25 protein-coding genes are annotated in these 25,368 nt (G+C 66.3%); 9 read left to right on the top strand and 16 right to left on the bottom strand.

Annotated elements, in window-relative coordinates:
• The first annotated feature begins 64 nt into the window (after positions 1 to 64).
• From AC13GA_RS04685 to AC13GA_RS04670, 4 genes are read left to right on the top strand one after another with little or no spacing between them, the layout of a single operon-like run.
• On the top strand, positions 65 to 1,465 hold the full coding sequence (locus AC13GA_RS04685; RefSeq protein WP_482997622.1) for a TolC family protein: 1,401 nt from the start codon (positions 65 to 67) through the stop codon (positions 1,463 to 1,465).
• On the top strand, positions 1,458 to 2,471 hold the full coding sequence (locus tag AC13GA_RS04680) for an HlyD family secretion protein (protein WP_075674992.1): 1,014 nt from the start codon (positions 1,458 to 1,460) through the stop codon (positions 2,469 to 2,471). Before AC13GA_RS04685 ends, AC13GA_RS04680 begins: the two co-directional genes overlap by 8 nt.
• Entirely contained in the window at positions 2,456 to 3,643 is a 1,188-nt protein-coding gene (locus AC13GA_RS04675) for an ABC transporter permease (RefSeq protein ID WP_482997621.1), read from the top strand. Before AC13GA_RS04680 ends, AC13GA_RS04675 begins: the two co-directional genes overlap by 16 nt.
• On the top strand, positions 3,640 to 4,767 hold the full coding sequence (locus AC13GA_RS04670; RefSeq protein WP_046983259.1) for an ABC transporter permease: 1,128 nt from the start codon (positions 3,640 to 3,642) through the stop codon (positions 4,765 to 4,767). Before AC13GA_RS04675 ends, AC13GA_RS04670 begins: the two co-directional genes overlap by 4 nt.
• 119 nt (positions 4,768 to 4,886) lie before the next feature.
• Here the strand turns inward: AC13GA_RS04670 and AC13GA_RS04665 are convergent, their stop codons facing one another.
• Positions 4,887 to 5,255 carry a glycine zipper 2TM domain-containing protein gene (locus AC13GA_RS04665; RefSeq protein WP_032127541.1) on the bottom strand — a complete coding sequence of 123 codons (369 nt, stop codon included), beginning with the start codon at positions 5,253 to 5,255 and terminating at the stop codon, positions 4,887 to 4,889.
• A gap of 167 nt (positions 5,256 to 5,422) precedes the next feature.
• Positions 5,423 to 7,645 carry a methyl-accepting chemotaxis protein gene (locus AC13GA_RS04660; protein WP_482997620.1) on the bottom strand — a complete coding sequence of 741 codons (2,223 nt, stop codon included), beginning with the start codon at positions 7,643 to 7,645 and terminating at the stop codon, positions 5,423 to 5,425.
• 313 nt (positions 7,646 to 7,958) lie between these two features.
• Between AC13GA_RS04660 and AC13GA_RS04655 the strand changes: the two genes are divergently transcribed.
• Positions 7,959 to 8,351 (top strand): barstar family protein, encoded by a 393-nt coding sequence (locus AC13GA_RS04655; protein WP_482997619.1) that lies wholly within the window; start codon positions 7,959 to 7,961, stop codon positions 8,349 to 8,351.
• Positions 8,352 to 8,378: 27 nt separating this feature from the next.
• Here the strand turns inward: AC13GA_RS04655 and AC13GA_RS04650 are convergent, their stop codons facing one another.
• Complete coding sequence (locus AC13GA_RS04650; protein ID WP_482997618.1) at positions 8,379 to 9,371, bottom strand: glycosyltransferase family protein; 993 nt, start codon at positions 9,369 to 9,371, stop codon at positions 8,379 to 8,381.
• On the bottom strand, positions 9,371 to 10,648 hold the full coding sequence (locus AC13GA_RS04645; protein WP_482997617.1) for an O-antigen ligase family protein: 1,278 nt from the start codon (positions 10,646 to 10,648) through the stop codon (positions 9,371 to 9,373). The genes AC13GA_RS04650 and AC13GA_RS04645 overlap by 1 nt, the downstream gene beginning before the upstream one ends.
• 350 nt (positions 10,649 to 10,998) lie before the next feature.
• Between AC13GA_RS04645 and mutS the strand changes: the two genes are divergently transcribed.
• The 3 genes from mutS (at position 10,999) to AC13GA_RS04630 (ending at position 16,103) form a co-directional block, all read left to right on the top strand.
• The gene (gene mutS / locus AC13GA_RS04640) at positions 10,999 to 13,554 is read left to right on the top strand and encodes a DNA mismatch repair protein MutS (RefSeq protein ID WP_482997698.1); all 2,556 of its coding nucleotides are present in this window, start codon (positions 10,999 to 11,001) and stop codon (positions 13,552 to 13,554) included.
• A gap of 194 nt (positions 13,555 to 13,748) precedes the next feature.
• Positions 13,749 to 15,392 carry a catalase gene (locus AC13GA_RS04635; protein ID WP_482997616.1) on the top strand — a complete coding sequence of 548 codons (1,644 nt, stop codon included), beginning with the start codon at positions 13,749 to 13,751 and terminating at the stop codon, positions 15,390 to 15,392.
• Positions 15,393 to 15,500: 108 nt separating this feature from the next.
• Positions 15,501 to 16,103, top strand: coding sequence for a DUF937 domain-containing protein (locus AC13GA_RS04630; protein WP_295377619.1), 603 nt, complete (start codon positions 15,501 to 15,503; stop codon positions 16,101 to 16,103).
• A gap of 72 nt (positions 16,104 to 16,175) precedes the next feature.
• On the opposite strand, the gene AC13GA_RS04625 is transcribed toward AC13GA_RS04630, so the two are convergent.
• The 3 genes from AC13GA_RS04625 to AC13GA_RS04615 all read right to left on the bottom strand — a co-directional run bounded on the left by AC13GA_RS04625 (position 16,176) and on the right by AC13GA_RS04615 (position 18,133).
• On the bottom strand, positions 16,176 to 17,363 hold the full coding sequence (locus tag AC13GA_RS04625) for a glycoside hydrolase family 5 protein (RefSeq protein ID WP_482997615.1): 1,188 nt from the start codon (positions 17,361 to 17,363) through the stop codon (positions 16,176 to 16,178).
• Positions 17,364 to 17,476: 113 nt separating this feature from the next.
• Positions 17,477 to 17,884, bottom strand: coding sequence for an RNA-binding S4 domain-containing protein (locus tag AC13GA_RS04620; protein ID WP_482997614.1), 408 nt, complete (start codon positions 17,882 to 17,884; stop codon positions 17,477 to 17,479).
• 9 nt (positions 17,885 to 17,893) lie between these two features.
• Positions 17,894 to 18,133: a hypothetical protein gene (locus tag AC13GA_RS04615; RefSeq protein WP_317233314.1), complete on the bottom strand. Its 240-nt coding sequence runs from the start codon at positions 18,131 to 18,133 to the stop codon at positions 17,894 to 17,896.
• A 62-nt stretch (positions 18,134 to 18,195) separates the two neighbouring features.
• Here AC13GA_RS04615 and AC13GA_RS04610 point away from each other — a divergent pair, with 62 nt between their 5' ends.
• The gene (locus AC13GA_RS04610) at positions 18,196 to 19,668 is read left to right on the top strand and encodes an MATE family efflux transporter (protein WP_482997613.1); all 1,473 of its coding nucleotides are present in this window, start codon (positions 18,196 to 18,198) and stop codon (positions 19,666 to 19,668) included.
• 97 nt (positions 19,669 to 19,765) lie between these two features.
• Here the strand turns inward: AC13GA_RS04610 and AC13GA_RS04605 are convergent, their stop codons facing one another.
• From AC13GA_RS04605 to AC13GA_RS04565, 9 genes are all read right to left on the bottom strand, one after another.
• The gene (locus AC13GA_RS04605) at positions 19,766 to 20,173 is read right to left on the bottom strand and encodes a DUF1801 domain-containing protein (protein WP_482997612.1); all 408 of its coding nucleotides are present in this window, start codon (positions 20,171 to 20,173) and stop codon (positions 19,766 to 19,768) included.
• Between the two features lie 38 nt (positions 20,174 to 20,211).
• Positions 20,212 to 20,646: a DUF1801 domain-containing protein gene (locus AC13GA_RS04600; RefSeq protein WP_482997611.1), complete on the bottom strand. Its 435-nt coding sequence runs from the start codon at positions 20,644 to 20,646 to the stop codon at positions 20,212 to 20,214.
• A 79-nt stretch (positions 20,647 to 20,725) separates the two neighbouring features.
• Positions 20,726 to 21,106, bottom strand: a complete 381-nt coding sequence (locus tag AC13GA_RS04595) for a DUF6404 family protein (RefSeq protein ID WP_012510438.1) — start codon at positions 21,104 to 21,106, stop codon at positions 20,726 to 20,728.
• 82 nt (positions 21,107 to 21,188) lie between these two features.
• Positions 21,189 to 21,590 carry a 50S ribosomal protein L19 gene (gene rplS, locus AC13GA_RS04590; protein WP_482997610.1) on the bottom strand — a complete coding sequence of 134 codons (402 nt, stop codon included), beginning with the start codon at positions 21,588 to 21,590 and terminating at the stop codon, positions 21,189 to 21,191.
• A 154-nt stretch (positions 21,591 to 21,744) separates the two neighbouring features.
• Positions 21,745 to 22,503, bottom strand: coding sequence for a tRNA (guanosine(37)-N1)-methyltransferase TrmD (gene trmD, locus AC13GA_RS04585; RefSeq protein ID WP_482997609.1), 759 nt, complete (start codon positions 22,501 to 22,503; stop codon positions 21,745 to 21,747).
• Between the two features lie 8 nt (positions 22,504 to 22,511).
• Entirely contained in the window at positions 22,512 to 23,024 is a 513-nt protein-coding gene (gene rimM / locus AC13GA_RS04580; protein WP_004149035.1) for a ribosome maturation factor RimM, read from the bottom strand.
• A gap of 44 nt (positions 23,025 to 23,068) precedes the next feature.
• On the bottom strand, positions 23,069 to 23,329 hold the full coding sequence (gene rpsP, locus AC13GA_RS04575) for a 30S ribosomal protein S16 (RefSeq protein WP_004149033.1): 261 nt from the start codon (positions 23,327 to 23,329) through the stop codon (positions 23,069 to 23,071).
• Positions 23,330 to 23,430: 101 nt separating this feature from the next.
• Positions 23,431 to 24,243: an aminotransferase class IV family protein gene (locus AC13GA_RS04570; RefSeq protein WP_482997608.1), complete on the bottom strand. Its 813-nt coding sequence runs from the start codon at positions 24,241 to 24,243 to the stop codon at positions 23,431 to 23,433.
• The gene (locus tag AC13GA_RS04565) at positions 24,240 to 25,316 is read right to left on the bottom strand and encodes an NAD(P)H-dependent flavin oxidoreductase (protein WP_295377587.1); all 1,077 of its coding nucleotides are present in this window, start codon (positions 25,314 to 25,316) and stop codon (positions 24,240 to 24,242) included. The genes AC13GA_RS04570 and AC13GA_RS04565 overlap by 4 nt, the downstream gene beginning before the upstream one ends.
• Positions 25,317 to 25,368: the final 52 nt, after the last annotated feature.

Raw genomic sequence — 25,368 nt, 5'->3', positions numbered from 1 at the left:
TCGCAGACCCCGGCTTCACGCCACGCGCACTACCGTTTGCGCACTTCTTCATCACTGGGACGGCATGGGCGTGATCGGCCGACGTACAAGGATGCACCGCGCGAAGGCCGCGCTGGCGCTGGCAACCTGCCTGCCACTGGCTGCAGCGGCGCAGACTCTCACCGATGCACCCGCATTGGACTGGGAACAGGCTCGGCAGCGGCTGGAGCAGGTTTCCGATGCACTGGCCGCCGCCGACGCATCGGTACGCAACAAGCAGGACCTGCAGGACGCCACCCGACTGCTGCGCCTGCCGGAAATCACCGGCGAAGTACGCAGGCTGCAGTTCCAGAAGACCCTCACCCTGCCACTGGGTTCGCTGGCGCCTGTCGCCGAGGCCTTTGGCATCGACTCGCCGCTGTCGTTCACCGAACGCGACTGGCGCACCCGCCCAGTGGTCACCGCGGTGCTGCCGCTGTACACCGGCGGCGTGATTCCGGCCGCGCAACGTGCCGCCAGCGCCGCCCACGAACAGGCCAGTGCCGAGCGCGAAGCACAGCGCCAGTCGCTGACCGTGCAGCTGGCCCAGGCCTATTTCGGCCAGCGCCTGGCCGAGCAGGCAGTGGACGTGCGCCGCGACGTACGCGATGGCCTCAACCGCCACCTGTCCGACGCAGAGAAACTGGAACGCGAGGGCTTCGCCACCCGCGCCCAGCGCCTGCAGGCCACCGTGGCCCGCGACAAGGCCGAGCGCGAGTACCAGAAGACGGTGAACGACCTGGCCACGCTGAAGGCCGCGCTGGCCACCCTGCTGCGCAGTGGCGGCGAGGTACAGCCGGTATCGCCGCTGTTCGTGCAGCGCGTGCCGCTGGAACCGGTGGCCAGCTTCGAGCGCACGGCGCAGGCGCGCCAGCCGCAGATCGCACGCCTGCGGGCGATGGTGGCACAGGCCGAACAGGGCGTGCGCGTGCAGCAGGCCAAGCTGAAGCCGCAGATCTTTGCCTTCGGCCAGTACGACTTCCGTCGCCGCGACGAGATGCTGACCGATCCGGACTGGGCGTTCGGCATCGGCCTGAAGTACACCTTCCTGTCGCCGAACTCGCGTCCGGCGCAGATCAGCGCCGCACGTGCGCAGCAGGACCAGGCCGAAGCGGGCCTGCGCGAGGCCGAGAACCAGGTCGCGCTGGGCGTGCGCAAGGCCTGGAACGAGCTGGAGACCGCGCGCCAACAGTACGTGCTGCTCGACAGCAGCATCGCCCAGGCACAGGAAAACCTGCGCTTGCAGGAGCTGGCGTTCCGCGAAGGCCAAGCGACTTCGCTGGATGTGATCGACGCGCGGCTCGGTCTGGGTGGCGCCCGTGTCGAGCGCGCGCAGGCCGCCTACCAATACGATATTGCGCTGGCGCAATTGCTGGAGGTCAGTGGACAGATGGACCGTTTCGAAGAGTTCCGGCGGCGTGCGGACGAGGTGATCGACCATGAGTGATGTGCTGCACGACGATGCGACGACACCTCCGGCCAAGCGCCGCCTGGGCCCGATCCTGATAGTGGTGCTGCTGGTCGTGGTGGTACTGGGCTTGTGGCTGGCCTGGCGCAGCCCTGCCGACCAGATCCAGGGCATGGCCGATGCGGACACCATCAACGTGGCCGCCAAGATCACCGCGCGCGTGGCCGAGTTGAAGGTGCGCGAGGGCGACCGCGTGCAGCCAGGGCAGGTGCTGTTCCTGCTCGACAGCCCCGAAGTGGCCGCCAAGGAACAGCAGGCGCACGGCGCGTTGGCCGCCGCACAGGCAGTGGCCGACAAGGCCGACGAAGGTGCGCGCAGCGAAGACATCCGCGCCGCCGAAGCGAACTGGAAGCGGGCCGAAGCCGGTGCGACGCTGGCTGAAGCCACTTACCAGCGCGTGCAGAACCTGTTCAACGAAGGGGTGATGACCCGGCAGAAGCGCGATGAAGCGCATGCCCAGGCCACCAGTTCGCGCGAACTGGCACGTGCCGCCCGCGCGCAGTACGACATGGCATTGGCCGGCGCACGCGAGCAGGACAAGCGCGCCGCCCAGGGCCAGGTGCAGCAGGCACAGGGCGCAGTGGCCGAAGTCAACGCCGCGCGTGTCGAAGTGGAAGGGCGCGCGCCGGTGGCCGGCGAAATCAACAAGCGCATGGCCGACCCGGGCGAACTGGTACCGGCCGGCTACCCGGTGTTCACCCTGGTCGACATCGACCGCATGTGGGTGGCGATGAACCTGCGCGAATCGCAGATGCAGGGCCTGAAGGTCGGCAGCAAGCTGCAGGGCAGCGTGCCGGCGCTCGGCCTGGACGGCGAATTCGAGGTCTACTTCATCAACCCGGCCGGCGACTATGCAACCTGGCGTACCACCCGCCAGTCGTCCGGCTACGATGTCCGCAGCTTCGAGGTGCGGGTGCGCCCGGTACGCCGCATCGAGGGCTTCCGCCCCGGCATGAGCGTGCTGTTCGCATGGCCCCAGCACTGAGCCCCGGCCGCGGCGGCTTCGCCGCCAGTTGGCGGCGTGAACTGCAGTCGCTGCGCGGCAACCGCGCCGATGTGCTGCTGGTCACCGTGCTGCCGCTGCTGATGCTGGCGGTGATGGCGTGGATGTTCACGCCCTCGGTAATGCGCGACATTCCGATCGCCGTGGTCGACCTCGACCACAGCGGTGACAGCCGCCTGCTGCTGCGCATGCTCGATGCCAGTCCCGGCGTGCGCATCGCCAGCCAGCCGGCGGACCTGGAAGACGCACGCTCGCAGCTGCGCAGCCTGGACGTGTTCGCCATCGTGCTGGTGCCGCGCGACGTCACCCGGCAGGCGCTGCGTGGCCGCCAGGGCACGGTGTTCGCCTATTACAACGCTACCTACATGACCACTGGACAATCCGCTGCGCGCGATATCGGCGACGCGGTCTCGGCCTGGAACGCGCGCCTGCTGCGCGAGCGCATCGGCCTGCAGGTCGGCCCGGGCAAGCTGCGTGCGGCGCCGATCGCGGTGCAGTCGGACATCCTCTACAACCCTGCACGCAGCTACGAATTGTTCCTGCTACCGCTGATCTTCCCGGCGGTGTTGTCGCTGGTGCTGGCACTTGCGGTGGCCGGCAGCCTCGGCCGCGAGATCCGCGACGGGACCCTGCCCGCATGGATGGGCCGCACACCATGGTCGGCGATTGCCGGCAAGGTCGCGCCGTACATCCTGCTGTTCTCGCTGTATGGCGCACTCGGCATCGGCTACCTGGCCTGGCTGCGCGGCGATGGCGTGGCAGGCAGCGTGCTCCTGCTGCTGCTCGCACAGCCACTGTTCTATCTGGCCACCGCCGCCTACGCGTTGTTCTTCGTCGGCGTCACCCGCGACATGGGTACCGCACTGTCCGCGGTCGGCCTCAGCATCGGCACCGCACTGGCGTTCTCCAGCGCCACCTTCCCGGTACTGGACGGCCCCCTGTTCACCCGCGTCTGGCACCAGCTGCTGCCGCTCAGCGCCTACATCAAGCTGCAGACCCAGCAGCAGTTCATCGGTTCGCCGCTGCAGGTCTCGGTATGGCCACTGGCCACGCTGTTGTTGATGGCGGTCGTGGCCGGTGGCATCGGCGGCCTGCGCCTGATCGCCTTCGCGCGCACGCCCGAAGCCGCGCAACCGGCGGGAGCCGACGCATGAGCGCACTCTGGCGCAGCCTGCGGCAGACCCTGATGGCGGTGCTGTGCGACCGCTATGCGATCGTGGTGATGGTCGGCGCGGTGATCCTGTATTCGTTCTTCTACCCGGCCGCATACCGCCACCAGGTGGCCGGCAACCTGCCGGTGCTGGTGGTGGATGAAGACCACAGCGCGACCAGCCGCGAACTGCTGCGCAAGCTCGATGCACTGCGGGTCGCGCGCGTGGTCGGGCAACCGGCCGACATCGACAGCGCACGCCAACAGCTGGAAGCCGGCCACGCCGAAGGCGTCGTGCTGATCCCGGCCAACCTGGAGCGCGACATCCTGCGCGGCCATCCTGCCAAGCTGGTGCTGCTCGGCAACGGTGCCTACCTGGGCCGCGCCAGCTGGGTGCTGGGCAGCGTGGCCGATGCACTGGGTGCCTTCGGGCGTGACGCCGTGGTCGGCCAGGCCGCCTTCATGGGCGCGCCGCAGGCACCACCGATCACCCTGGTGCAGCGCCCGCTGTACAACACCCAGGAAGGCTACGGCAGCGCCATCGTGCCCGGCGTGGCCGAGCTGATCGTGCACCAGACGCTGCTGATGGGCATCGGCGTCCTGCTCGGCGGCCGCCGCCTCGCACTCGGTCGGCGACTGCGCTTCGACCTCCCGACTTTGGGGGGCATGGCATTGGGCTTCGGCCTGATCGGACTGTTCGGCCTGTTCTACTACGCCGGTTTCACCGCCTGGGTGCAGGACTATCCGCGCGGCGGCAACCCGCTGGGCCAGCTGCTGGGCGGCACCCTGTTCATCGCCGCCACGGTGGCGTTCGGCCTGTTCGTCGGCAGCTTCTTCCGCACCCGCGAGCGTGCGTTCCAGTACATCATTGCCACCTCGATCCCGCTGTTCTTCCTGGCCAACCTGTCGTGGCCGGCGGTGATGACGCCGCAACCGCTGGTCTGGCTGGCGCAGTTGCTGCCGACCACCTCGGGCATCAACCTGATGGTGCGCCTGAACCAGATGGATGCCAGTCTTGCGGAAGTCAGCCACGAGCTGATCACCCTCAGCACCCTGCTGCTGCTCTACGGTGCCCTCGCCGCCTGGCGCCTCCTCGCAAAAAAGGGGACGGAGGGGATTAAGTCGTAAGCGGCCGATTGGGGGGATTGCGACTTAATCCCCCCCGTCCCCTTTTTGCATAACGACGAACGCCGGCGTGGGGCCGGCGTCCGAGTACTGCAGTGTGGAAGGGGTGACGGGTCGATCAATCAGCGGTAGACGCGCTCACAGCGGCGTTCAACCACGCGATCACCATTCTTCTGCTGGCTGTTGCCCTGGATCTGGCGGCCCGCCGCACCACCGGCGACGGCACCCGCCACGGTGGCCAGCTTCTTGCCGTTGCCGCCGCCGACCTGGTTGCCGAGCAGGCCACCGATCACGGCGCCAGTCGCGGTACCCGTGATGCGGTTCGGGTCGCGCGAGTTGCGCTGCACTTCCACGTTCTTGCAGACCACGCGGCTGCCGTCATTGAACTTGCGTCCTTCATCACGTGGTCCGTAGGTCTGTGCGCCGGCAACGGACGATGCCGCCAGCAGCGTGCCCAGCACAAGCAATCGGGTCGAAGTCTTCATGGCCATCTCCTGAGGTCCGGTATGGCACAAGTTTCCTCCCGCGGTTGGCAACCGGAAGTGAAATGCATGTGTCCGCCACTTCATCGGCCATCACCCGTTCAGGAAGAAAATCCGCGCCCATCGCGATCAGCCATCGCGATGGGCGCCGTCTCCCTGCCGGCATTTCAACCCTGCTAGAACTCTTCCCAGCCGCCCGCATTGGCCGCCAGCGTCGGTTCGATGCGTGGCGACAGCGGTGCAGAACGGCGCACCGGGGTAACAGTGGCAGCTACTGCAGCCAAGGCCGGGCGTACCGCAGCTGCGGCCGTCATTGCGCCGGTGCGGAATACCGATACCGCCTCGGCCAGCAGGTTGGACTGCTCCTCCATCGAGCGTGCGGCGGCGCTCGCTTCTTCCACCAGGGCCGCGTTCTGCTGGGTGGTCTCGTCCATCTGCACCACCGCCTGGTTGACCTGCTCGATACCCGAGCTCTGCTCCTGCGAGGCGGCGGAGATGTCGGCCATGATGTCGGTCACCCGCTGCACGGAGGCCACGATCTCACCCATCGTGGTGCCGGCCTGGCGGACCAGGGCCGATCCGTCGGCGACCTTGCCGACCGAGTCTTCGATCAGGCCCTTGATCTCCTTGGCCGCGCCTGCCGAACGCTGCGCCAGTGTGCGTACCTCGCTGGCAACCACTGCAAACCCCCTGCCCTGCTCGCCGGCACGCGCGGCTTCCACCGCGGCGTTCAACGCCAGGATATTGGTCTGGAACGCGATACCGTCGATGACCGAGATGATCTCAGCGATCTTCTTCGACGACGCCTCGATGGCCGTCATCGTGGTGACCACCTGGCCGACCACCTCGCCGCCCTGCGAGGCGACACCATGCGCGCCGATGGCGAGCTGGTTGGCCTGGCGTGCATGCTCGGCATTCTGCTTCACGGTGGAGGTCAGCTCCTCCATCGATGCCGCCGTCTCTTCCAGGTTAGCCGCCTGCTGCTCGGTACGCCGCGACAGGTCGGTGTTGCCCGAGGCGATCTCACCTGCCGCAAGGTTGATGCTGGATGCACTGGCCTGGATGCGACCGACGATCTGCTTGAGCTGATCGACCGTGGCATTGCAGTCATCACGCATGCGCGCGAACACACCATGGAAATCGCCCTGCATGCGCACGGTCAGGTCACCGCGCGAGATGGCCTGCAGCAGGGTCGAGACCTGTACCAGGTTCTCGTCGGTGGTCTGCATCAGGCGATTGAGCCCCGCCACCATGTCGCGGAAATCGTAGGCGAAGCGATCCTCGTCACCACGCAGGCTGAAGTCACCTGCCGCAGCGGCGGTTGCCAAGCGGCGGATCTCGCTGTTGATCGCCGACAGGCTGCTCTTGGTCTCATCCATCGCCTGGGTGATCGCCGCCTTCTCGCCGGGCAATGGATCCATGTCCACCGACAGGTCGCCACGCGCGTAGTGCTTCATCACCTCGATCAAGCGGTTCTGCACCTGCACGTGCGAGCCGACCAGCGCATTGGTCTCGTGCACCATGCGCCCGTAGTCGCCGGGGAACGCGCTTTCATCCATGCGGTAGCTGAGGCTGCCGGCATCGTGCTGGCGGGCCAGCTCGCCCTGTGCCGCCATCACCGACTGCAACTGTGCCTGCATGCGCTGCATCGACTTCAGCAGCTGGGTCACCTCGTCGTTGCCGGTGGCGTCGATGCTGCTGTCCAGACGGCCATTGGCGATGCCATCGGCCAGCTTCACCGCTCCTTCCAGCGGGCGGGTCAGGCTGCGGGTGATCGCCCAGGCCGCCAACGTGCCCAGCAACAGGCTCAGTGCCCCGAACGCGATCGATAGCGTGCCGGTCCACGATTCTGTTGCGCGGTACTCTTCGCGGCTGCGTTCGGTCAGCGTTTCCTGATGGCGCAGCAGGGCCGAAATGGATTCATTCCAGGCCGTTGCCAATCCGTGCTCGGCCAGCAGCTCCTTCGCTGCGCCATCAAAATCCCCGGACTTCATGCGCTCATGCAGTTGCTGGGTTGACGCATCGGTGGCCTTGCGGGCGGCCTCGATGCGTGCGACCAGGGTATCGCCCGTAGCATCACGCGGAATCTTGATGTACTTGGCCCAGATACCGTCATAGGTCCGCGACAACTCCTGGGCACGCTGGTAATCCTTGTCGAACTCGTCACCACGCTTGATCACCATCAGGCGGCGATGCATCAGCACCGCGTTGTTGGTATCAAGCATGTCATTCAACAAACGCATCTTCACCATGTTGACGTCCACCACTTTCTCGAACTGGGCGGACTTCAGCTGATTTCCATACAGCACGAGGCCGACGATGGCCATGATGAACAGCAGCAGCAGACCGAAGCCGGCGCCAAGCCGGGATCCCACACGGAGATTACGTAAGGCAAGCATCTCAATTCCCTTGATCGTGGCCGTACGTTCGATGGCGGCGCAGCGACGGGAAACTTTACGGGACTTTATATATGGACCGATCCAAATACATGAAACTGTGCAGGTAGTCAGAAAATAAAGAAGCGGATAATGGCGCCATATCATTTATCGAATACCGCTGACACGCCAGCGCCCGATGAAAATCACATGGATTTAACGCCATAATCACGCCACACCCTGTGCACGATGACCCTGGATTATCTGCACATGACAGAACTGTCCCGGACCGGGCATGTCATGGCATGGCGACGCCCGGGACGGCTACAGTCGGCAGATGACCCGGATCCTGCACATCGAAGGCGCGTCCATCAACGACATCGCCAGTCTCTACGTGGAAATCAATCGCGTGTTCATGGCCGACGAAGACTGGCAGCTGGGACCCAGCCTGGACGCGTTGGATGATCTGCTGTGGGGTGGCTACGGCGCTCTCGCTGGTCATGCCTCCACCACGGTTGTGTGGCGCGACATCGAGCACAGCCGCGAAGCACTGGGCCGCGTGACCACCCAGGCCTGGCTGCAGTCAAAACTCGATCAGGCCGGCACCTTCAACACCGCGGTGATCGCCGACCAGCTGGCGGCGCTGCAACAGGGCCAGGGACAGACCTACTTCGAGATCGTGATGGAGATCTTCAACGGCCACCCGCATGTCACGCTGGTCCCCGCCTGAGCACGCACCAACCACAGCGTGTTCGCCTCAGAGCTTGGCCAGGGCCTCACCCAGCCGCTTCGGGAACGCGACCGCGCTGGCCAGATGCCACGCGCGCGCATCCGCGCCCAAACGGCTCCACTCCAGCGCATCCATCGCCAAGGCACGCTCGATGGCCTGTTCCAGCGCAGCCTCGTCCACGTGCCAGGTCCTGGACAAGTGGCAGGGCTGGCCCTCATGGGCAGCAACGAGGATGCCACGACTGTCGTCGATCATCTGGTTCATCGGCGCGCCATCGCAGGTGATCACCACCGCCGCACAGCTCATCGCCTCCACCAGGTAGTGGCCCCAGCCTTCCGTCTGCGACAGGCACAGGTGGAACGCATGTTCGTTCTGCAGGCGCTGCACTTCCTCATCGGGCAGGCGCTCGCGGACGATCCGCAGGTTCGCGGCACCGCCCTCGTCCTCGTCCGAAGGACCACTCCGCAGGACGGTCAGCAACGGCCACTCCGGATGGCGCTTCCAGACCTCGACCAGCGTTGCCGTGCCCTTCATGCGACTGGTACCAGCTGCATGCAGGAAGCTGCGCGGCTTGCGCGGTACCGAAGGGTCGTGACGGTCACGACTGCAGAAGCCGACCTCCAGCGCGCGCAGGCCAAGCGCATTGAAGATGCGCGTGGCTTCTTCGGTCTTGGTCAGCAGTGCATCGAACCGCGGCAGGATGCGCAGGCTGCGTGCAGACACCCATTCCGGATTCGGAATCAGCAGGTTGACCTTCGCCAGGCCGAAGCTTGCCGGCCGGACATGCTCCAGCGAGATGTTGATGTCGAACCGTGCCGGCTTCCGGCCCAGGCTCAGCCACGAGGCCAGCAGCCTGCGCAGGCGCATCCCGCGCAGCTTCCAGGCGCCGCCATTGCGCACTGCATCCAGACGGCTGACGGTCACCTCGTGCCCCAGCTGCTGCAGCGAGCGCTCGATCACCTGGATGTCATGGGACAGGCCACGCTGGTTGTCGGCGGCCAGCAGATGGATATGTGCCATCAGCGGGCACTCCCTTCCCGGTGCAGGTTGCGCGCAGGCAATGCGGTCGCCAGCATGAAGCCCAGCACCAGGTAGAAATAGAACGAATGCGGCATCGCCCGGTAGAACACGTTGTCCGTGAACGCCGAGAGTGCGTAGACAATGACCACGGCAAGTCCTGCGGTGGCGATCATCGCGGTCGTCTCATCGGCATGGCCGAGACGTCGCGCGAAGTGGATGCCGGGCAGGATGAAGATCAGCAGCATGATCACCAACAGCGGCACACCTCCGGTCGCCGCCGCTTCCAGGTATTCGTTGTGCGGGTGGTTGTAACGTACGATCGAGTCGGAGACCTCGCCGCGGGCGATACCTTCGCGTGCATAGGTGCCGAACTGGTTCAGGCCAACACCGGCCAACGGGTGCTCCGCGAAGGCGTCGACCGCCACGCCCCACATGGCAATGCGCTCGCGGACCGAGCCGACCTCGTTCTCCTGGCTGAAACCGGAGATTTCGCCACTGACCTCACCGAAGCGCTGGATGACCTGATGGTTCAGCATGGTGGTGGCACCGGCCACGCCGATGACCAGCGCACCGACAAAGGCCAGCGCGCCGCGCCAGCGACGGGTGCGCCGGACGTGCACGGCGATCACCATCAACATCGCGGGAATGAACGCCAGGATCGGCCCCCGGCTCTGCGCCAGGATCGAACCGTAGACGCCCACCGCGATGGCGATGCCGTGCAGCCAGCGCTCGGCCGGATGGACGTTCGGCTGGATCAGCCGGATGACCGAGAACAGCGCCATGCACAGCGTGACCATGGTGAACTCGATGGCCGTCCACTCGCCACCACTGAAACCATGTGCGCGTTCCAGCCCCATCATGTGGTGCTGCACGATGCACGAGCCACCGAAGATCAGGGTCGACAACGCGAAGATCTTCCAGATCAGGCGCCAGTCCAGGGCGGTGGCGAATACCGCGGCCGTGCCCAGGTAGATCAGTGTCTGTGCCGGAAGGTCCAGTTCGTTCCAGCGCAGCCCGTGCCAGCCGATGCTGTAGAAGGAGTAGGCCAGGCGCAGCAAGCAGACGATCACGATGAACCGGGCGATGCGGTAGCGCAGGCGGACATCGGGCTGGCGGTGGATCAGGACCACGCCGGTGACCAGCAGGGCCAGCAGCAGCACCGCCTTCAGCAGGTTGTAGGGTGCGGATCCGGCAAGCGGGACAAGGGCGACCAGAATGCTGAGCAGGACGGTACGCCAGGTGTAACGAGGTTCGGCGGCCGTGCTGGCTGCAGTCATGCTTGTTCTTTCCATCAACGCCCGCCCGGGGATGAGTTGCCCCGGTTTCCATGGAGGCCGTTTGGCGGAAATCGCCGGGGCTGACACTACCGTGGGGGCCTACGGAAATCAACCAAACCACAGGTGTATGGGCGTGTGGCGTTGGCCTGCAGACAGCCCGGCCAACGGCCCTGCCCGGACCACCGACGCTGCGGATCACCGACCGCCCCAGGTCGCTACACTAACGGCCCTGCCGGCCGTGGTCGCATGGCCACGCCCCGACGCCCTGCCCAAGACGCGAAACGCCCCAAGTGACTGATACAAAAGACAACACCAGCAACGCCAAGGCGTCCAAGGACCACACCCCGCTGATGAAGCAGTTCTTCGCGGCCAAGTCCGACCATCCGGACCTGCTGCTGTTCTTCCGCATGGGTGACTTCTACGAGCTGTTCTACGATGACGCCCGCAAGGCGGCACGGCTGCTGGACATCACCCTGACCCAGCGCGGCAGCTCCGGCGGCGCGCCGATCCCGATGGCCGGCGTACCCGTGCATGCCTACGAAGGCTACCTGGCACGGCTGGTGGCACTGGGCGAATCGGTGGCGATTTGTGAACAGATCGGCGACCCGGCCCTGGCCAAGGGCCTGGTCGAACGCAAGGTGGTGCGCATCGTCACCCCCGGCACGGTCACCGACGAGGCCCTGCTGGATGAACGCCGCGACACCCTGCTGATGGCGCTGTCGCGCAGCAAGCAGGGTTACGGCCTGGCGTGGGCCGACCTGGCCGGTGGCCGCTTCCTGGTCAACGAGGTGGAAACCGACGACGCACTGGAAGCCGAGCTGGCACGGCTGGAACCGGCCGAACTGCTGGTGCCCGACGAGGAAAACTGGCCGGAATTCCTGCGCCAGCGTACCGGCGTGCGCCGCCGCGCACCGTGGCTGTTCGACGCCGACAGCGGGCGCCGCCAGCTGCTGGCCTTCTTCAAGCTGCATGATCTGAGCGGCTTCGGCATCGATGACAAGCCCCGCGCCACTGCAGCAGCCAGCGCCCTGCTCGGCTATGTGGAGGAAACCCAGAAGCAGCGCCTGCCGCACCTGACCTCCATCGCGATGGAAACCGCCGGCGAAGCGATCGCGATGAATGCAGCAACACGCCGCCATCTGGAACTGGACACGCGCGTAGACGGCGATACCCGCAACACCCTGCTGGGCGTGCTCGACAGCACGGTGACGCCGATGGGCGGACGCCTGCTGCGGCGCTGGCTGCATCGCCCGCTGCGCCTGCGCGAGGTACTGGTACAGCGCCACCACGCAGTGGAAACGCTGATCGACCGCGGCAGCGATGCTGACATCCGCGAGCAGTTCCGTCGCCTCGGCGATCTCGAACGCATCCTCACCCGCGTCGCCCTGCGCTCGGCGCGCCCGCGCGACTTCTCTACCCTGCGTGATGGCCTGGGCCTGCTGCCAGCCGTGCGCGACGTGCTGGCACCGCTGGATTCGCCGCGCCTGCAGGCCCTGCACGCCGCACTCGGCGAGCACGACGAATGCGCGCACCTGCTGGCCAGCGCCATCGCCGAGATGCCGCCGCTGAAGCTGAGCGATGGTGGCGTGCTGGCCGACGGCTTCGATGCCGAGCTGGACGAACTGCGCCGCCTGTCCACCCATGCCGACCAGTTCCTGGTCGACCTGGAAGCACGCGAGCGCGAAAGCAGCGGTATTGCCACCCTGAAGGTGGGCTACAACCGCGTGCACGGCTACTACATCGAAATCAGCAAGGGCCAGTCCGATCGTGCCCCGGTGCACTACACCCGCCGGCAGACGCTGACCAATGCCGAGCGCTACATCACCGAAGAGCTGAAGGCTTTCGAGGACAAGGTGCTGTCCGCGCGCGACCGTTCGCTGTCGCGCGAGAAGTACCTGTACGAGCAGCTGCTGGATACCCTCGGCGGGCAGCTGGAACCGCTGAAGCAGTGTGCTGCCGCGCTGAGCGAACTGGACGTGCTGGCCGGCTTCGCCGAACGCGCGCAGTCTCTGGACTGGGCACGCCCGGAACTGCAGGCCGAGCCCTGCCTGAAGATCGAGCGTGGCCGCCACCCGGTAGTCGAGGCGGTGCGCGAGCAGCCGTTCGAACCGAACGACCTGGACCTGCATCCGGACCGTCGCATGCTGGTCATCACCGGCCCGAACATGGGTGGTAAATCGACCTACATGCGGCAGAACGCGCTGATCGTGCTGCTGGCCCACATCGGCAGCTTCGTGCCGGCCAGCCGTGCGCTGATCGGCCCCATCGACCGTATCCTCACCCGCATCGGCGCCGGTGATGATCTGGCACGCGGGCAGTCGACCTTCATGGTCGAGATGGCCGAGACCAGCTACATCCTGCATCACGCCACCGCGCATTCGCTGGTGCTGATGGACGAGATCGGTCGTGGCACCTCCACCTACGACGGGCTGGCCCTGGCCGATGCCGTGGCGCGCCACCTCGCCTATGAGAACCGCTGCTACACGCTGTTCGCGACCCACTACTTCGAACTGACCGCATTGGCCGACGAGCAGCACGAAGGCGGCCGCAGCGGCATCGCCAACGTGCACCTGGATGCGGTCGAGCACGGTGAGGCGCTGGTGTTCATGCATGCGGTGAAGGATGGCCCGGCCAACCGCAGCTTCGGCCTGCAGGTGGCCGCGCTGGCCGGTCTGCCGCGCGCCACCGTGGCGCAGGCACGGCGCCGCCTGGCCGAGCTGGAGCAGCGCGGCGGTGAAAGCCATGCCGCCGAGCTGGCGCCGCAGGCGCTGGATGCACCGCAGCAATTCGGCCTGTTCGCGGTACCGTCGAGCAAGGCACAGGAAGCACTGGCCGCGATCGACCCCGACGAACTGACCCCGAAGCAGGCGCTGGAAGCGTTGTACCGGTTGAAGGCGCTGCTGTAACCGCAGCGCACGCCCATGGCCTCCCGCCGCCTTGCGGGAGGCCCATCGAAAGGTTGCGCAAATCTGATTCTGCGTTCCAATTGACAGAATCTATCAACCTGAATGAATCATTCGATTATTCATTTCATCTGGCCATAGCTAAAGTCGAGTGAAGATGTTTCTCCCACGTCTTCACCGCCACCAGGAGCCAGCCGATGAGCCAGTCCGACAACAACAACGCCAAGTGCCCTTACCACAGCGCCCCGTCGCCTGAGGAAGGCGCCCAGCAGCAGCGCGAGCTGAGCACCACGCCGAAGCAGAAGCATGGTGATGATCCGGTCACGCCGATGACCACGGCCTTCGGCGCACCGGTGGTGGACAACCAGAACAGCAAGACCGCCGGCCCGCGTGGCCCGCTGTTGATGGAAGACGTCTGGCTGCTGGAAAAGCTGGCCAACCTCAACCGCGAGATCATTCCCGAGCGCCGCATGCACGCCAAGGGCTCGGGCGCGTTCGGCACCTTCACTGTCACCCACGACATCAGCAAGTACACCCGCGCCAGGCTGTTCGAGAAGGTCGGCAAGCAGACCGAGATGTTCGCCCGCTTCACCACGGTAGCCGGCGAGCGCGGTGCCGCCGACGCCGAGCGCGACATCCGCGGCTTCGCGCTGAAGTTCTACACCGAAGAAGGCAACTGGGACCTGGTCGGCAACAACACCCCGGTGTTCTTCCTGCGCGACCCGCGCAAGTTCGCCGACCTCAACAAGGCGGTCAAGCGCGACCCGCACACCAACCTGCGCAGCGCGCGCAACAACTGGGACTTCTGGACGCTGCTGCCCGAAGCCCTGCTGCAGGTGACCGTGGTGATGAGCGACCGCGGCATCCCGCGCAGCTTCCGCCACATGCACGGCTTCGGCTCGCATACCTACAGCTTCACCAATGCCGACAGCGAACGCTTCTGGGTCAAGTTCCATTTCGTCAGCCAGCAAGGCATCGAATCGCTGACCGACGCGCAGGCACAGATCCTGGTCGGCCATGACCGCGAAAGCCACGGCCGCGACCTGTTCGCCGCGATCGAGAAGGGCGACTTCCCGAAGTGGAAGCTGTTCATCCAGGTCATGCCGGAGCTGGACGCGGAAACCTACCGCGTGCATCCGTTCGACCTGACCAAGGTGTGGCCGAAGAGCGACTACCCGCTGATCGAAGTGGGCCAGTTCGAACTGAACCGCAATCCGGTCAACTGGTACCAGGACGTGGAGCAGTCGGCGTTCGCACCGAGCAACCTGGTGCCGGGCATCGGCCCGTCGCCGGACAAGATGCTGCAGGCACGCCTGTTCGCCTATTCCGATGCGCAGCGCTACCGCCTGGGCGTGAACCACCACCAGATTCCGGTGAACGCAGCGCGCTGCCCGGTGCACAGCAACCACCGCGATGGTGCGATGCGCGTGGATGGCAACTACGGTGGCCTGCCGCACTATGAGCCGAACAGCTACGGCCAGTGGCAGGAGCAACCGCAGTACCGCGAGCCGCCGATGAAGATCCGGGGCGACGCCGACTTCTGGAATTTCCGTGAGGATGACGCCGACTACTTCAGCCAGCCCGGGGCGTTGTTCCGCAGCTACAACCAGGCCCAGAAGGAGCGCTTGTTCGCCAACACCGCCCGCGCCCTTGGCGATGCGCCGGACTTCATCAAGCAGCGCCACATCGACAACTGCAACAAGGCCGACCCGGCCTATGGTGCCGGCATCGCTGCGGCCCTGAAGGCACTGGCCGGCCAACCGTCCGACCCGTTCAAGCCGGCGCAGCCGGACGCGGACTTCCCCGCTGCGACCCCGGGTGCGGAAGACATCGAGCTCTGATCGCCCTCCCCTGCGTACGGCACGCCGCCTCCCCGGGAGGCGGCGTCGCCGTTTTAACGGTCCGCGTCGTACCTTCTGCACGCCCAACCCCAATCGAGGATTCCCCAGATGAGCCTGACCGATGAACTTCTGACCAAGTTGCAGGGCGCCCCGCTGCAACAGGTGTCGCAGCAGCTTGGCATCAGCGATACCCAGGCTTCCGGCGCGATCAGTGCCGCGCTGCCGGTGCTGATGGGCGCGCTGGGCAACAACGCCTCGCAGCCACAGGGCGCACAAGCGCTGCTCGGCGCATTGCAGAACAACCACAGCGGCCTGGACCTGGGCAGCGTGCTCGGTTCGGTGCTGGGCGGTGGCGGCGGCGGTGCGGCCAGCGATGGCGCCGGTATCCTCGGCCACATCTTCGGCGGCAGCCAGCAGAAGGTGGAAACCGGCCTGGCCCAGGCCACCCAACTCGACAGTGGCCGCACCAGCCAGCTGCTACAGATCCTTGCTCCCATCGTGATGGCCTTCCTGGCACAGCGTCTGGGCGGCGGCCAAGCCGATGCCGGCTCGCTCAGCCAGGCCCTGGGCCAGGAAAAGCAGCAGGTGCAGCAGCAGGGTGGCCTGGCCGGTGGCCTGCTCGGCAGCCTGCTGGACCAGGACGGTGATGGTCAGCTGGGCGTGGGCGATCTGTTCAAGCTGGGCGGCAATCTGCTCGGCGGCAAGCGCTGACGGAAAGCCTCGCCGGGCATGGGCCGGCGCTATCGGCATCTCCATGGGTAGCGCCGGGCCATGCCCGGCGGCTTACTGGTTGCCCGCCTTCAAACGCTGCAGGATCGGTGCGAACAAGGGCGCCTGCATCAAGCGCGGCGGCTCGACATGGCGGCCCTTTTCCTGCGCCTGCCAGTACGACCACGGCAGCGGCTTGTCGCCCAGTTCGTAGTCCATGCCGTCCCAGCCATCCTCGCGGAAGGCGTAGAAGGCCCAGTGCACCTTGTCCTGTTCCAGCACCTGCAGCACATCCTGCAGGTAGCGGCTGCAGTCCGGCCATCGCCGCATGCAGCCGAATTCGGCCACCACCATGCGGTTGGCACCGACACCATGCGAGGCGGCCCACGTCATCGGCTGCTGCAGGTAACGGCGCACACGCGCCGCATCCCAACGCTCGCTGCCTCCACCGAACGGCACCTGTGCCGGATAACGCCAGGGCTTGGCGCGCGTCTGGTTCGGCGCACTGGTTGCCGCGTACGGCTCGTACATGTGCACGCTGTACAGCAGTTTCGAATCCGCCAACGGTGCCGGCCAGTAGTTGAAACCGTCGGCGGCGGCGTACCAGCCCGCATCCAGCATCAGCGGCATCGCGGCGTCGACCTCGCGGATGCTGGCGATCAACCCGGAATAAAAGCGGCGCAGGTCGCGTGGGCCGTCCTGCACACCGGCATACCACTGCTTCATCGCCTCGCTGGACGCATGCTCGGCCAGGCCTGCACCGTACTCGGGCACCGGTTCATTGATGAGATTGTAGGCGGCCAAGGCAGGATGATCCTTCAGCGCCGTGGCCAGATCGCGCCAGAAACGCCGGGCGGGCTCCTGGTTGTCGAAGGACTGCCACAGGCGCTGGTCGACCACATCGCCGTTGTGCTGCTTCCAGCGCAGTAACGGCAGCGACAGCGGCGTCAGCACCACTTTCAGCCCGGCCGCATCGGCGTCATCCAGCACCCGCCGCAGCGTGGCCAGGTCGGCTGGAACCAGTCCGCGATAGTCATCGGCGTTGCCGATCAGAAAGTCACGACCGCCCTGCCCCTTCCACTTGTCCGGCACCAGCCGCACCCAGGTCGCACCGGTCGCACGCAGCGCCTCGAAGTATTTCCGGTCCGGAGGCGACATGTTCATGCTGTTGCCACCGCGTTGCGGTACGTCCCAGAAGGTGATGTCGGCAGCGTGCAGTGGCGCAGCAGCAAGCAGGGACAGGCATAACAGCAGACGACGCATGGGCAGGCCTCCGATAGGTGAAAAACCAGCCTGCCCAGCGCAATCCGAACGCACCGTGACCGGCGCCCTCTTTCGCACCGCGATAGGAACAATCCGTTGGAATCAGGATTTCGCTACAGCGCGTCGATGTCGCCCAACGCCCGGATCAAACGCCGCGCGCGCTTGTCCGGCTTGTGTTCCGGCGGCTGGAAACCATCGCGTGCCGCGATGTGCAGTGCACGCTGTTCGGCACGGCGCGCCTTCGAAGCCTCGCTCTCGGCATACAGCTGCTGTGCCGTTGGCGCCGGCCCGCGCTGGTCGCTCAGGCCCAGCACCTGGATCTCGAAATGCTCCTCGCCACGATCCACCTGCAGCTGCTCACCCACGCGTACCGCGCGCGAGGACTTCGGGCGCTGCCCGGCCACGCTGACCTTGCCGGTCTCGATGGCCTGCTTGGCCAGGCTGCGGGTCTTGAAGAAACGGGCCGCCCACAACCAGATGTCCAGGCGGACACTGGGCGACAACGGGGAAAGCTCAGGCATCGGTGCGGACTACTCCGGTGGCTTGTTCAGAGGGCGCGGATGGTCGGGGTCGGTGCGGCAGCCGCTGCCCCCGATCAACGTGGGTACACCGGCGGACAGGTCCTGGCGCTGGCTGCCGACCAGGCACTCGGGACGGTCGGTCGGCCGCACCTGGGTATCGCCCAGCCGGTCACCTGTCGAACATGCGGCCAGTACAACGCCGATCAAGGCCAACGTCATGCTCCGCTTCACCCGCAGTCGTTGATGCATTGCCACATCCCGCAAACCGGCTTGGTGCTAGTGTGCGCCTCCCGGGATTCGATCACCACTCCATGGCCAAAGCGCCGCTTGACCTGACCTCCGGCCCGATCGGCCGCAATCTCCTGCTGTTCTCCCTGCCGATCCTGGCCGGCAACATCGCGCAGTCGCTGAACGGTTCGGTGAATGCGGTATGGGTGGGGCGCTTCCTCGGCGAGGCGGCACTGACCGCCACCGCGAACGCCAACAACATCATGTTCTTCCTGATCGGCTCGGTGTTCGGCTTCGGCATGGCCTCGACCATCCTGATCGGCCAGGCCATCGGTGCGCGCGACATCGCGCAGGCGCGGCGCGTGGTCGGTACCAGCGCCACCTTCTTCATCGGCCTGTCGGTGATCATCGCCATCGCCGGCTGGTTCATGGCGCATCCGCTGCTGGCAGCGATGGGCACGCCGGCTGCCTCGCTGCCGCTGGCCGAGGCTTACCTGCAGATCATCTTCCTGGCGATGCCGACGCTGTACGCGTTCGCCTTCCTCACCGCCGCGCTGCGCGGTGCCGGTGATTCACGCACGCCGTTCCGTTTCCTGATGGTGTCGGTGGCGCTGGACATCCTGCTGAATCCGGTGCTGATCTTCGGCATGGGACCATTCCCCGCGCTGGGTATCGCAGGATCGGCCTGGGCCACGCTGGTCGCGCAGACGCTGTCGCTGGCCGGCCTGCTGCTGTACATGCGGCACAAGCGCCACACGTTGTGGCTGGGCCGTGACGACATGCGCCTGCTCAAGCTCGACCTGACCATCCTCAAGGCGCTGGTGATCAAGGGCGTCCCGATGGGCCTGCAGATGGTGCTGATCTCACTGTCGGTGATCCTGTTGATGACCATGGTCAACCAGTACGGCACCGACACCGGGGCCGGTTACGGCGCCGCGCTGCAATTGTGGAACTACCTGCAGATGCCGGCGATGGCAATCGGTGCGGCGTGCTCGACGATGGCCGCGCAGAACGTCGGCGCACAGCGCTGGGACCGCGTGCGCGGCACCGCGCGGCAGGGCGTGCTGTTCAACTTCCTGCTGACCGGCGCGCTGATCCTGCCGCTGGTGCTGTTCGATCGGCAGCTGCTGGCGCTGTTCCTGCCGCCGGCCAGCGAGGCGCTGGACATCGCCCGCCACCTCAACCATGTGGTGATCGGTTCGTTCCTGTTCTTCGGCGTCAGCTTCGTGATCTCCGGCGTGGTGCGCTCCACCGGCGCGGTGATTCCGCCGCTGCTGATCCTGGCCGGCTCGCTGTGGGGCGTGCGCGTACCGTTCGCCGAGCTGCTGCAGCCGTACTGGGGCGCCGATGCGATCTGGTGGAGCTTCCCGGTCAGCTCGCTGGTGTCGATGCTGCTGTCGCTGGCGTATTACCGCTGGGGTGGCTGGCGCAAGGCCACGATGATCGGCAAGCCGTCGCATGCCGAAGAACTGGCCACGCCGTCGGAGATTCCGGCCTGCCCGCCCTCGCCGGTGGCCGACCCAGATGCCGCACTGGAGTCCGCGCCGCCACGTTAGTACCGACCGCCGGTGATTACCACGGTAGTGCCGGCCGTTGGCCGGCAGCTTCATGCCTCTCCGGAAGCATCGCGCAACAGCCGGCCAGCGGCCGGCTCTACCGCTTCTTTTTCGCCGCGTTGAACTTAGCCGCTTCGCGCAGCAGCGCCTTCAACGCTGCGGCATCGGGCATCGCGCCTTCATGGATGTCGATCGCACGTCGCGTGTTGCCTTCCAGGCTGGCATTGAACAGGCCTTTCGGGTCGGCCAGCGCCGCACCATGGGCAAAGGTCAGCTTCAACGCCTGCTTGTAGGTTTCGCCAGTGCACAGGATGCCGTTGTGCTCCCACACCGGCGTGCCGCGCCACTTCCAGGTTTCCTGCACGTCGGGCAGCGCTTCATGGATCAACGCGCGCACGCGCGCCAGCGTTTCGGCACGCCAGTCGCCCAGCTCGGCGATGCGTGCATCGATCAGTTCGGCAGCCGGGGTTCCGGCATCGGTAGGATTCGGCGCGTGCGTGGCCATCAGCGGTTCTCGTCGGCAAGCAGATCGGAACGGTGGGCTTACATGCGCTCGCCGGGCAATGCCGCGGCCTGGCGCACCCAGTCAAGGAACCGGGCTTCATCCAGCACGCCGTCCTGTGCAATGTGCAGGTAGCGCGTGTCTGCGCTCCTGGACGGCTCGGGCGGTATCGGCTTCAGTGCGGCGCCCCGGAAAAATGCCACCTTGATGTAGCGGGTGAAGCAATGGAAGCTGAGGAACCAGCCCTCGCCCTTGGCAACCGCATACATCGGCGAATTCCACTTCACCGCCTTGTGCACGCCGGGCACGGCCTGCTCGATCAGCGCATCCAACCGCGCGCCGAGCGGTCGTTTCCAGTCCGGCATCGCCGCGATATAGGCCTGCACCGTAGCATCGCCCTCGCCCTTGGCGATCTGCGGGCTACCACCGGACAGCAGCTTGGGCGCGGTGGAGGGTGCGGTTCGCTTGGCAGGCATCGCACGGCACGTCCATCAGGATGAAACGGCAGCCTAGCGCGACGCGCGCCTGTCGGTCATGGCGCGGTGCGCCATCGGCTCAGTCCGCCTGACGGGCCAGGAACTGCCGCCAGTCCGGTAGCTTGCGGTGACGCCGCAGCGAGCGCATCAGGGCCGCCATCACGATACCGAACAGGGCACCGGCCAACAGACCGGCCAACAACAGCAGCACCAGCGGGCGCTCGCTGCCCTGCCACAACATCAGCCACATCAGTCCGGTCCAGAACAGCCCGAACAGCAGGCCCTGCACCAGTGCGTTGGTGGCGAAGCCGGCCAGGATCGGCGGCGGCAGTGCGATGCCCATGCGCCACAACAACCGGTGCAGCAACGGTGCCGACTGCACGCGCGCCAGCCCCTTGCCGTCAAGGAAGCGCAACGCCGACTGGATCACGGCGGGATAGCGTGGGTTGATCTCGTTCATCGCCTGATCGTGGCCGATGCGATGCCGGAAACGCAAACGGCCACCCGAAGGTGGCCGTCGCGGCAACAACCGAAGTTGTTTATCAGGCCTTGTCGGCCAGACGGGCAGCCTTGGCGGCAGCAGCGGCAGCCAGGTCTTCCTTGATGCGGGCAGCCTTGCCTTCCAGGCCACGCAGGTAGTACAGCTTGCCGGCGCGGACCTTACCACGACGCTTCACTTCGACCGAGTCGATGATGGCGCTGTGGGTCTGGAAGACGCGCTCGACGCCGTAGCCGTGCGAGATCTTGCGGACGGTGAACGAGGAGTTCAGGCCGCCGTTCTTGGTCGCGATGACAACGCCTTCATAGGCCTGCACGCGCTCGCGGGCACCTTCCTTCACCTTCACGTTGACGACAACGGTGTCGCCCTGGCTGAACTTCGGCAGTTCGCGGGTGATCTGGGCGGATTCGAATTCCGCGACGATGGACTTGTTCAGCTTGCTCATGGGTTACACCGATTCTTGTTCGGGTGGGCGTGTCGTTTCGACAACGTAGGCTGATGCAGTCACTGGACTGTGCTGCACGTTTGTTGTGGGTACTGCGCGCGCCGGCCGAAGCTGGCGGTAATTGGCCATGATAGCCGAAAAAGCCAGCCCTGCGCTAGGGGCTGGCCTTCTGTTTCCGGGCCTGGCGGGCCTGGTCGAGCAGTTTTCGGTCGGTCTTGCCCAGTGCCTGTTCATCCAGCAGGTCCGGGCGCCGATGCGCGGTCCGGACCAGCGACTGCTGGCGGCGCCAGGCGGCGATGGCCGCATGGTTGCCCGAGCGCAGCACCTCCGGCACGTCACCCAGCGGATGCTGGGCCGGCTGGCTGTAATGCGGGCAGTCGAGCAGGCCCAGGTCACCTTCGAAGCTGTCCTGGGCGGCCGATTCAGCATCGTTCAGGGCACCGTCCTGCAGACGGGCCACGGCGTCGATGATCACCGCCGCGCCCAGCTCACCGCCGGACAGCACGTAATCGCCAAGGGAAATCTCCTCGTCGACATTGGCTTCCAGGAAGCGCTCGTCGATGCCCTCGTAGCGGCCGCAGAGCAGGACCATGCGCGGCAACGCCGCCAGTTCCCGCACTTTGGCCTGGGTCAACGGCGCACCCTGCGGGCTGAGATGGATCACCCGCGCCGGGGTCGGATCAGCATCGCGGATCGCCTGCAGGCAGGCCTGCAGCGGCTCGATCAGCATCACCATGCCCGGGCCACCGCCGAACGGACGGTCGTCCACCCGGCGGTAGTTGCCTTCAGCGTAATCACGGGGGTTCCAGCCGTGCAGGCTGAACAGGCCCTTCTCCTGCGCACGCCCGACCACGCCCAGTCCGGCGGACTGGGCGAGGAACTCGGGGAACAGGGTGATGACGTCGAAACGCATGCTCACACTCAGAACTCGGGGTCCCAGTCGACCACGACCAGGTTGGCCTCGAAGTCGACCGACTTGACGAACTCCGGCAACACGAACGGAATCATCCGCTCACGATCGCCGCGCACGACCACCACATCGTTGGCGCCGGTGCTGAACAGGTGCGAGACCTGGCCCAGGGCAACGCCCTCGGTGGTCTTCACATCCAGGCCTTCAAGGTCGACCCAGTAATACTCATCGGCATTCGGCGGTGGCAGTGCACTGCGGGCCACGTAGACCTCGGTGCCATGCATCGCCTCGACCGTATCGCGATCTTCGATACCCGGAAAACGGGCCACCAGATGCTTGCCGCTGTCGCGGCCACGGGCGCCTTCAAGCGTCGATTCCTGCCCGTTGGGGCTGCGCAGGATCCACGGCTGGTAACGGAAAATAGCGGAACGCGGCTCGGTCCAGGACTCGAGCTTTATTTCGCCGCGCACACCAAAAGCGCCGACAATCCTGCCCAGCAGGATGCGGCGCTCGTTATCTTTCATCTGCGTTCAACCAGACGGGCCGCGCCAGGCGCGGCCCTTCGGGATCAGGCCGCAGCGGCCTGGGACTTGGCCGCTTCCTTGATCAGGTTGCGGACCTTTTCAGTCGGCTGGGCGCCGTTCTTGACCCAATGGTCAACACGGGCCAGATCCAGCTCGATGCGCTTCTCGCCACCCTGTGCAACCGGGTTGTAGAAGCCGACGCGCTCGATGTTGCGGCCATCACGGGCGCTGCGAACGTCGGTCACGATGATGTGGTAGAACGGACGCTTCTTGGCGCCGCCGCGGGTCAGTCGAATCTTGACCATGGTCTTTTTTTCCTATTGCCCAGTCGCCAGGATGGCGCGGTAAGCCGGCGATTATAGCGGCAGTGTCGGCCGGAGCCAACCCCGGGGTTGGCCAGCCGGGGTCAGATCCCTTTTGCAGGGGACAAGGGATCTGACCCCAATCCCCGCCAGGGCACCGCCGCCAGCACCGCCCTGCCCTGTTCCGCCAGCGCCTGCGAACCCGGCAGGGCATGCCCGTCGATGGCGTCCAGCGCCCACAGGCCGCTGGCGTTGCAGGCAAAGGCCGCCTTCACACCCCCCAGTTCAGCCAGCGCCAGCGGTCGCGTGGCCTGTGGGCCGGGCCAGTGCTGCTTCAGCAAGGCCTCGGCGGTACCGCGCAGGGCTGGCGCCTGCGGCCAGAGCAGCCGCTCACCATCGTGCAGGGCCAGGTTCCAGGTGCTGCCTTCACCCATTTCGCCATCGGCGGTAACGAACAGCACATCGTCGAAGCCGTCAGCCATTGCCGCGCGGCGCTCGGCGAACAGGCCGAAGGTGCCGACATGCTTGATGTGCGGCAGTTCGCGCTGCCAGGCCACGCTGCACACACGCTTGGGGGCGGCCAGCGTCACCGGCGAGGACACCGCCACCAGTACGTCCACCGGTACCACCGCCAGCGGATTGCGGAAATCGAAGTGGCGCGAGTACACCGTCACCCGCAGCGAGGCATCAGCCAGCCCAGCCAGCTGCAGGGCCTGCGCCATCCAGGCCTGCACCTGCGCCACAACCAGCTCGCTGCCGAACAGTTCACGCGTAGCGTGCGACAACCGCGCCAGATGCAGCTCCAGTCCCTGCACCGCCCCACCCCGCACCTGCAGCGAGGTGAAGTGGCCGTAGTTGACCAGCGCTGGCAGCAGATCCTCGACCTGTGCTGGCCGGCCGTTGCAGGTCACCGTCATTTCAGCAATGCCTGCGCCTGGCTCCACATGTCGTGCAGCACATCGGCGGCCGGTCGTGCCGGCGCCATCCATGCCGATTGCCCGGCCCAGGCCTGCATTGCGGCCAACCGGTTTTCCTGCGCTGCCTGCTTGCGCATCGGCGCGGTCAGGCCGCGCTGCACCGGGTACGGGCGCGGCGCCGGCGCACCTTCGGCGGCGGCAGCGCGCACGTAGGCCGTGGCAAGGCCGCGACCCAGGCGGCCACTGAAAGCACGGGTCGGCCAGGTGTCTTCTGGTTCGCTGGCCGCCAATCCATCGGCCCACGCCGAAGCGATCGCCGCTTCGGGCGTGCGCAGGAATGCAGTGCCGATCTGCACCGCGCTGGCACCCAGGGTGAGCGCGGCGGCAATGCCACGGCCATCGGCAATGCCACCGGCGGCGATCACCGGAATCTGCAGGTGGTCGGCCAGGCGTGGCAGCAGCGCGAACAGTCCAACCAGCTGACGCTCGGCCATCGCCGGATCAAATGAACCGCGATGACCACCGGCCTCCACGCCCTGCGCCACCACCGCGTCGGCGCCAGCATCCTGTGCAGCACGCGCTTCAGACAGCGTGGTCGCACAGGCAATCCAGGCAATGCCCGCATCCTTCAGTTGCTGCACGTGGCGCGGCGAAAGCACGCCCATGATGGTCGAGGCCACCTCCGGGCAGGCGGCCAGCAGCGCTGCGAACTGTTCTTCGAAACCGGCGGGCGTGGCGTCGGCAGCACTGGCCGGTACATCCGGTCCCCATTGCGCGAGGAAAGCACGACTGGCTGCCTCGGCGGCGACGTCACGGGTCGCTGCCGGGTCCGGCAACCACAGGTTCACCTGCGCCGGGCCGGTGGAGACGGCGCGGAAGTCATCCATCCAGCGGCCGATATCGGCTGGCGACGACAACACCGCGCCCATCGCGCCCATGCTGCCGGCATTGGCCAGCGCGGCCGACAACGGCACCGGGCAGGCACCGGCCATCGGTGCCAGCAGGATCGGAACGGAAACGTCGAAGCGCTGGCAGAACGCCTCGGCGCGGGAAGCAACAGCGGACATCTGCATGGCGGCCCATCGTTTCGGACAGGCCTCCATGGTGCGCGCAGAACAGGGGTAG

The sequence above is a fragment of the Stenotrophomonas sp. 22DLJC03 genome (assembly GCF_056861405.1).
Note: the sequence above shows the minus strand (reverse complement) of the source record. Positions and strands in the feature narration are given on the sequence as shown.

Coding starts and splice junctions, on each gene's coding strand:
- AC13GA_RS04685 (WP_482997622.1), top strand. CDS start 65: ATGGGCGTGATCGGCCGACGTACAAGGATGCACCGCGCGAAGGCCGCG.
- AC13GA_RS04680 (WP_075674992.1), top strand. CDS start 1,458: ATGAGTGATGTGCTGCACGACGATGCGACGACACCTCCGGCCAAGCGC.
- AC13GA_RS04675 (WP_482997621.1), top strand. CDS start 2,456: ATGGCCCCAGCACTGAGCCCCGGCCGCGGCGGCTTCGCCGCCAGTTGG.
- AC13GA_RS04670 (WP_046983259.1), top strand. CDS start 3,640: ATGAGCGCACTCTGGCGCAGCCTGCGGCAGACCCTGATGGCGGTGCTG.
- AC13GA_RS04665 (WP_032127541.1), bottom strand. CDS start 5,255: ATGGCCATGAAGACTTCGACCCGATTGCTTGTGCTGGGCACGCTGCTG.
- AC13GA_RS04660 (WP_482997620.1), bottom strand. CDS start 7,645: ATGCTTGCCTTACGTAATCTCCGTGTGGGATCCCGGCTTGGCGCCGGC.
- AC13GA_RS04655 (WP_482997619.1), top strand. CDS start 7,959: ATGACCCGGATCCTGCACATCGAAGGCGCGTCCATCAACGACATCGCC.
- AC13GA_RS04650 (WP_482997618.1), bottom strand. CDS start 9,371: ATGGCACATATCCATCTGCTGGCCGCCGACAACCAGCGTGGCCTGTCC.
- AC13GA_RS04645 (WP_482997617.1), bottom strand. CDS start 10,648: ATGACTGCAGCCAGCACGGCCGCCGAACCTCGTTACACCTGGCGTACC.
- mutS (WP_482997698.1), top strand. CDS start 10,999: ATGAAGCAGTTCTTCGCGGCCAAGTCCGACCATCCGGACCTGCTGCTG.
- AC13GA_RS04635 (WP_482997616.1), top strand. CDS start 13,749: ATGAGCCAGTCCGACAACAACAACGCCAAGTGCCCTTACCACAGCGCC.
- AC13GA_RS04630 (WP_295377619.1), top strand. CDS start 15,501: ATGAGCCTGACCGATGAACTTCTGACCAAGTTGCAGGGCGCCCCGCTG.
- AC13GA_RS04625 (WP_482997615.1), bottom strand. CDS start 17,363: ATGCGTCGTCTGCTGTTATGCCTGTCCCTGCTTGCTGCTGCGCCACTG.
- AC13GA_RS04620 (WP_482997614.1), bottom strand. CDS start 17,884: ATGCCTGAGCTTTCCCCGTTGTCGCCCAGTGTCCGCCTGGACATCTGG.
- AC13GA_RS04615 (WP_317233314.1), bottom strand. CDS start 18,133: ATGCATCAACGACTGCGGGTGAAGCGGAGCATGACGTTGGCCTTGATC.
- AC13GA_RS04610 (WP_482997613.1), top strand. CDS start 18,196: ATGGCCAAAGCGCCGCTTGACCTGACCTCCGGCCCGATCGGCCGCAAT.
- AC13GA_RS04605 (WP_482997612.1), bottom strand. CDS start 20,173: ATGGCCACGCACGCGCCGAATCCTACCGATGCCGGAACCCCGGCTGCC.
- AC13GA_RS04600 (WP_482997611.1), bottom strand. CDS start 20,646: ATGCCTGCCAAGCGAACCGCACCCTCCACCGCGCCCAAGCTGCTGTCC.
- AC13GA_RS04595 (WP_012510438.1), bottom strand. CDS start 21,106: ATGAACGAGATCAACCCACGCTATCCCGCCGTGATCCAGTCGGCGTTG.
- rplS (WP_482997610.1), bottom strand. CDS start 21,590: ATGAGCAAGCTGAACAAGTCCATCGTCGCGGAATTCGAATCCGCCCAG.
- trmD (WP_482997609.1), bottom strand. CDS start 22,503: ATGCGTTTCGACGTCATCACCCTGTTCCCCGAGTTCCTCGCCCAGTCC.
- rimM (WP_004149035.1), bottom strand. CDS start 23,024: ATGAAAGATAACGAGCGCCGCATCCTGCTGGGCAGGATTGTCGGCGCT.
- rpsP (WP_004149033.1), bottom strand. CDS start 23,329: ATGGTCAAGATTCGACTGACCCGCGGCGGCGCCAAGAAGCGTCCGTTC.
- AC13GA_RS04570 (WP_482997608.1), bottom strand. CDS start 24,243: ATGACGGTGACCTGCAACGGCCGGCCAGCACAGGTCGAGGATCTGCTG.
- AC13GA_RS04565 (WP_295377587.1), bottom strand. CDS start 25,316: ATGCAGATGTCCGCTGTTGCTTCCCGCGCCGAGGCGTTCTGCCAGCGC.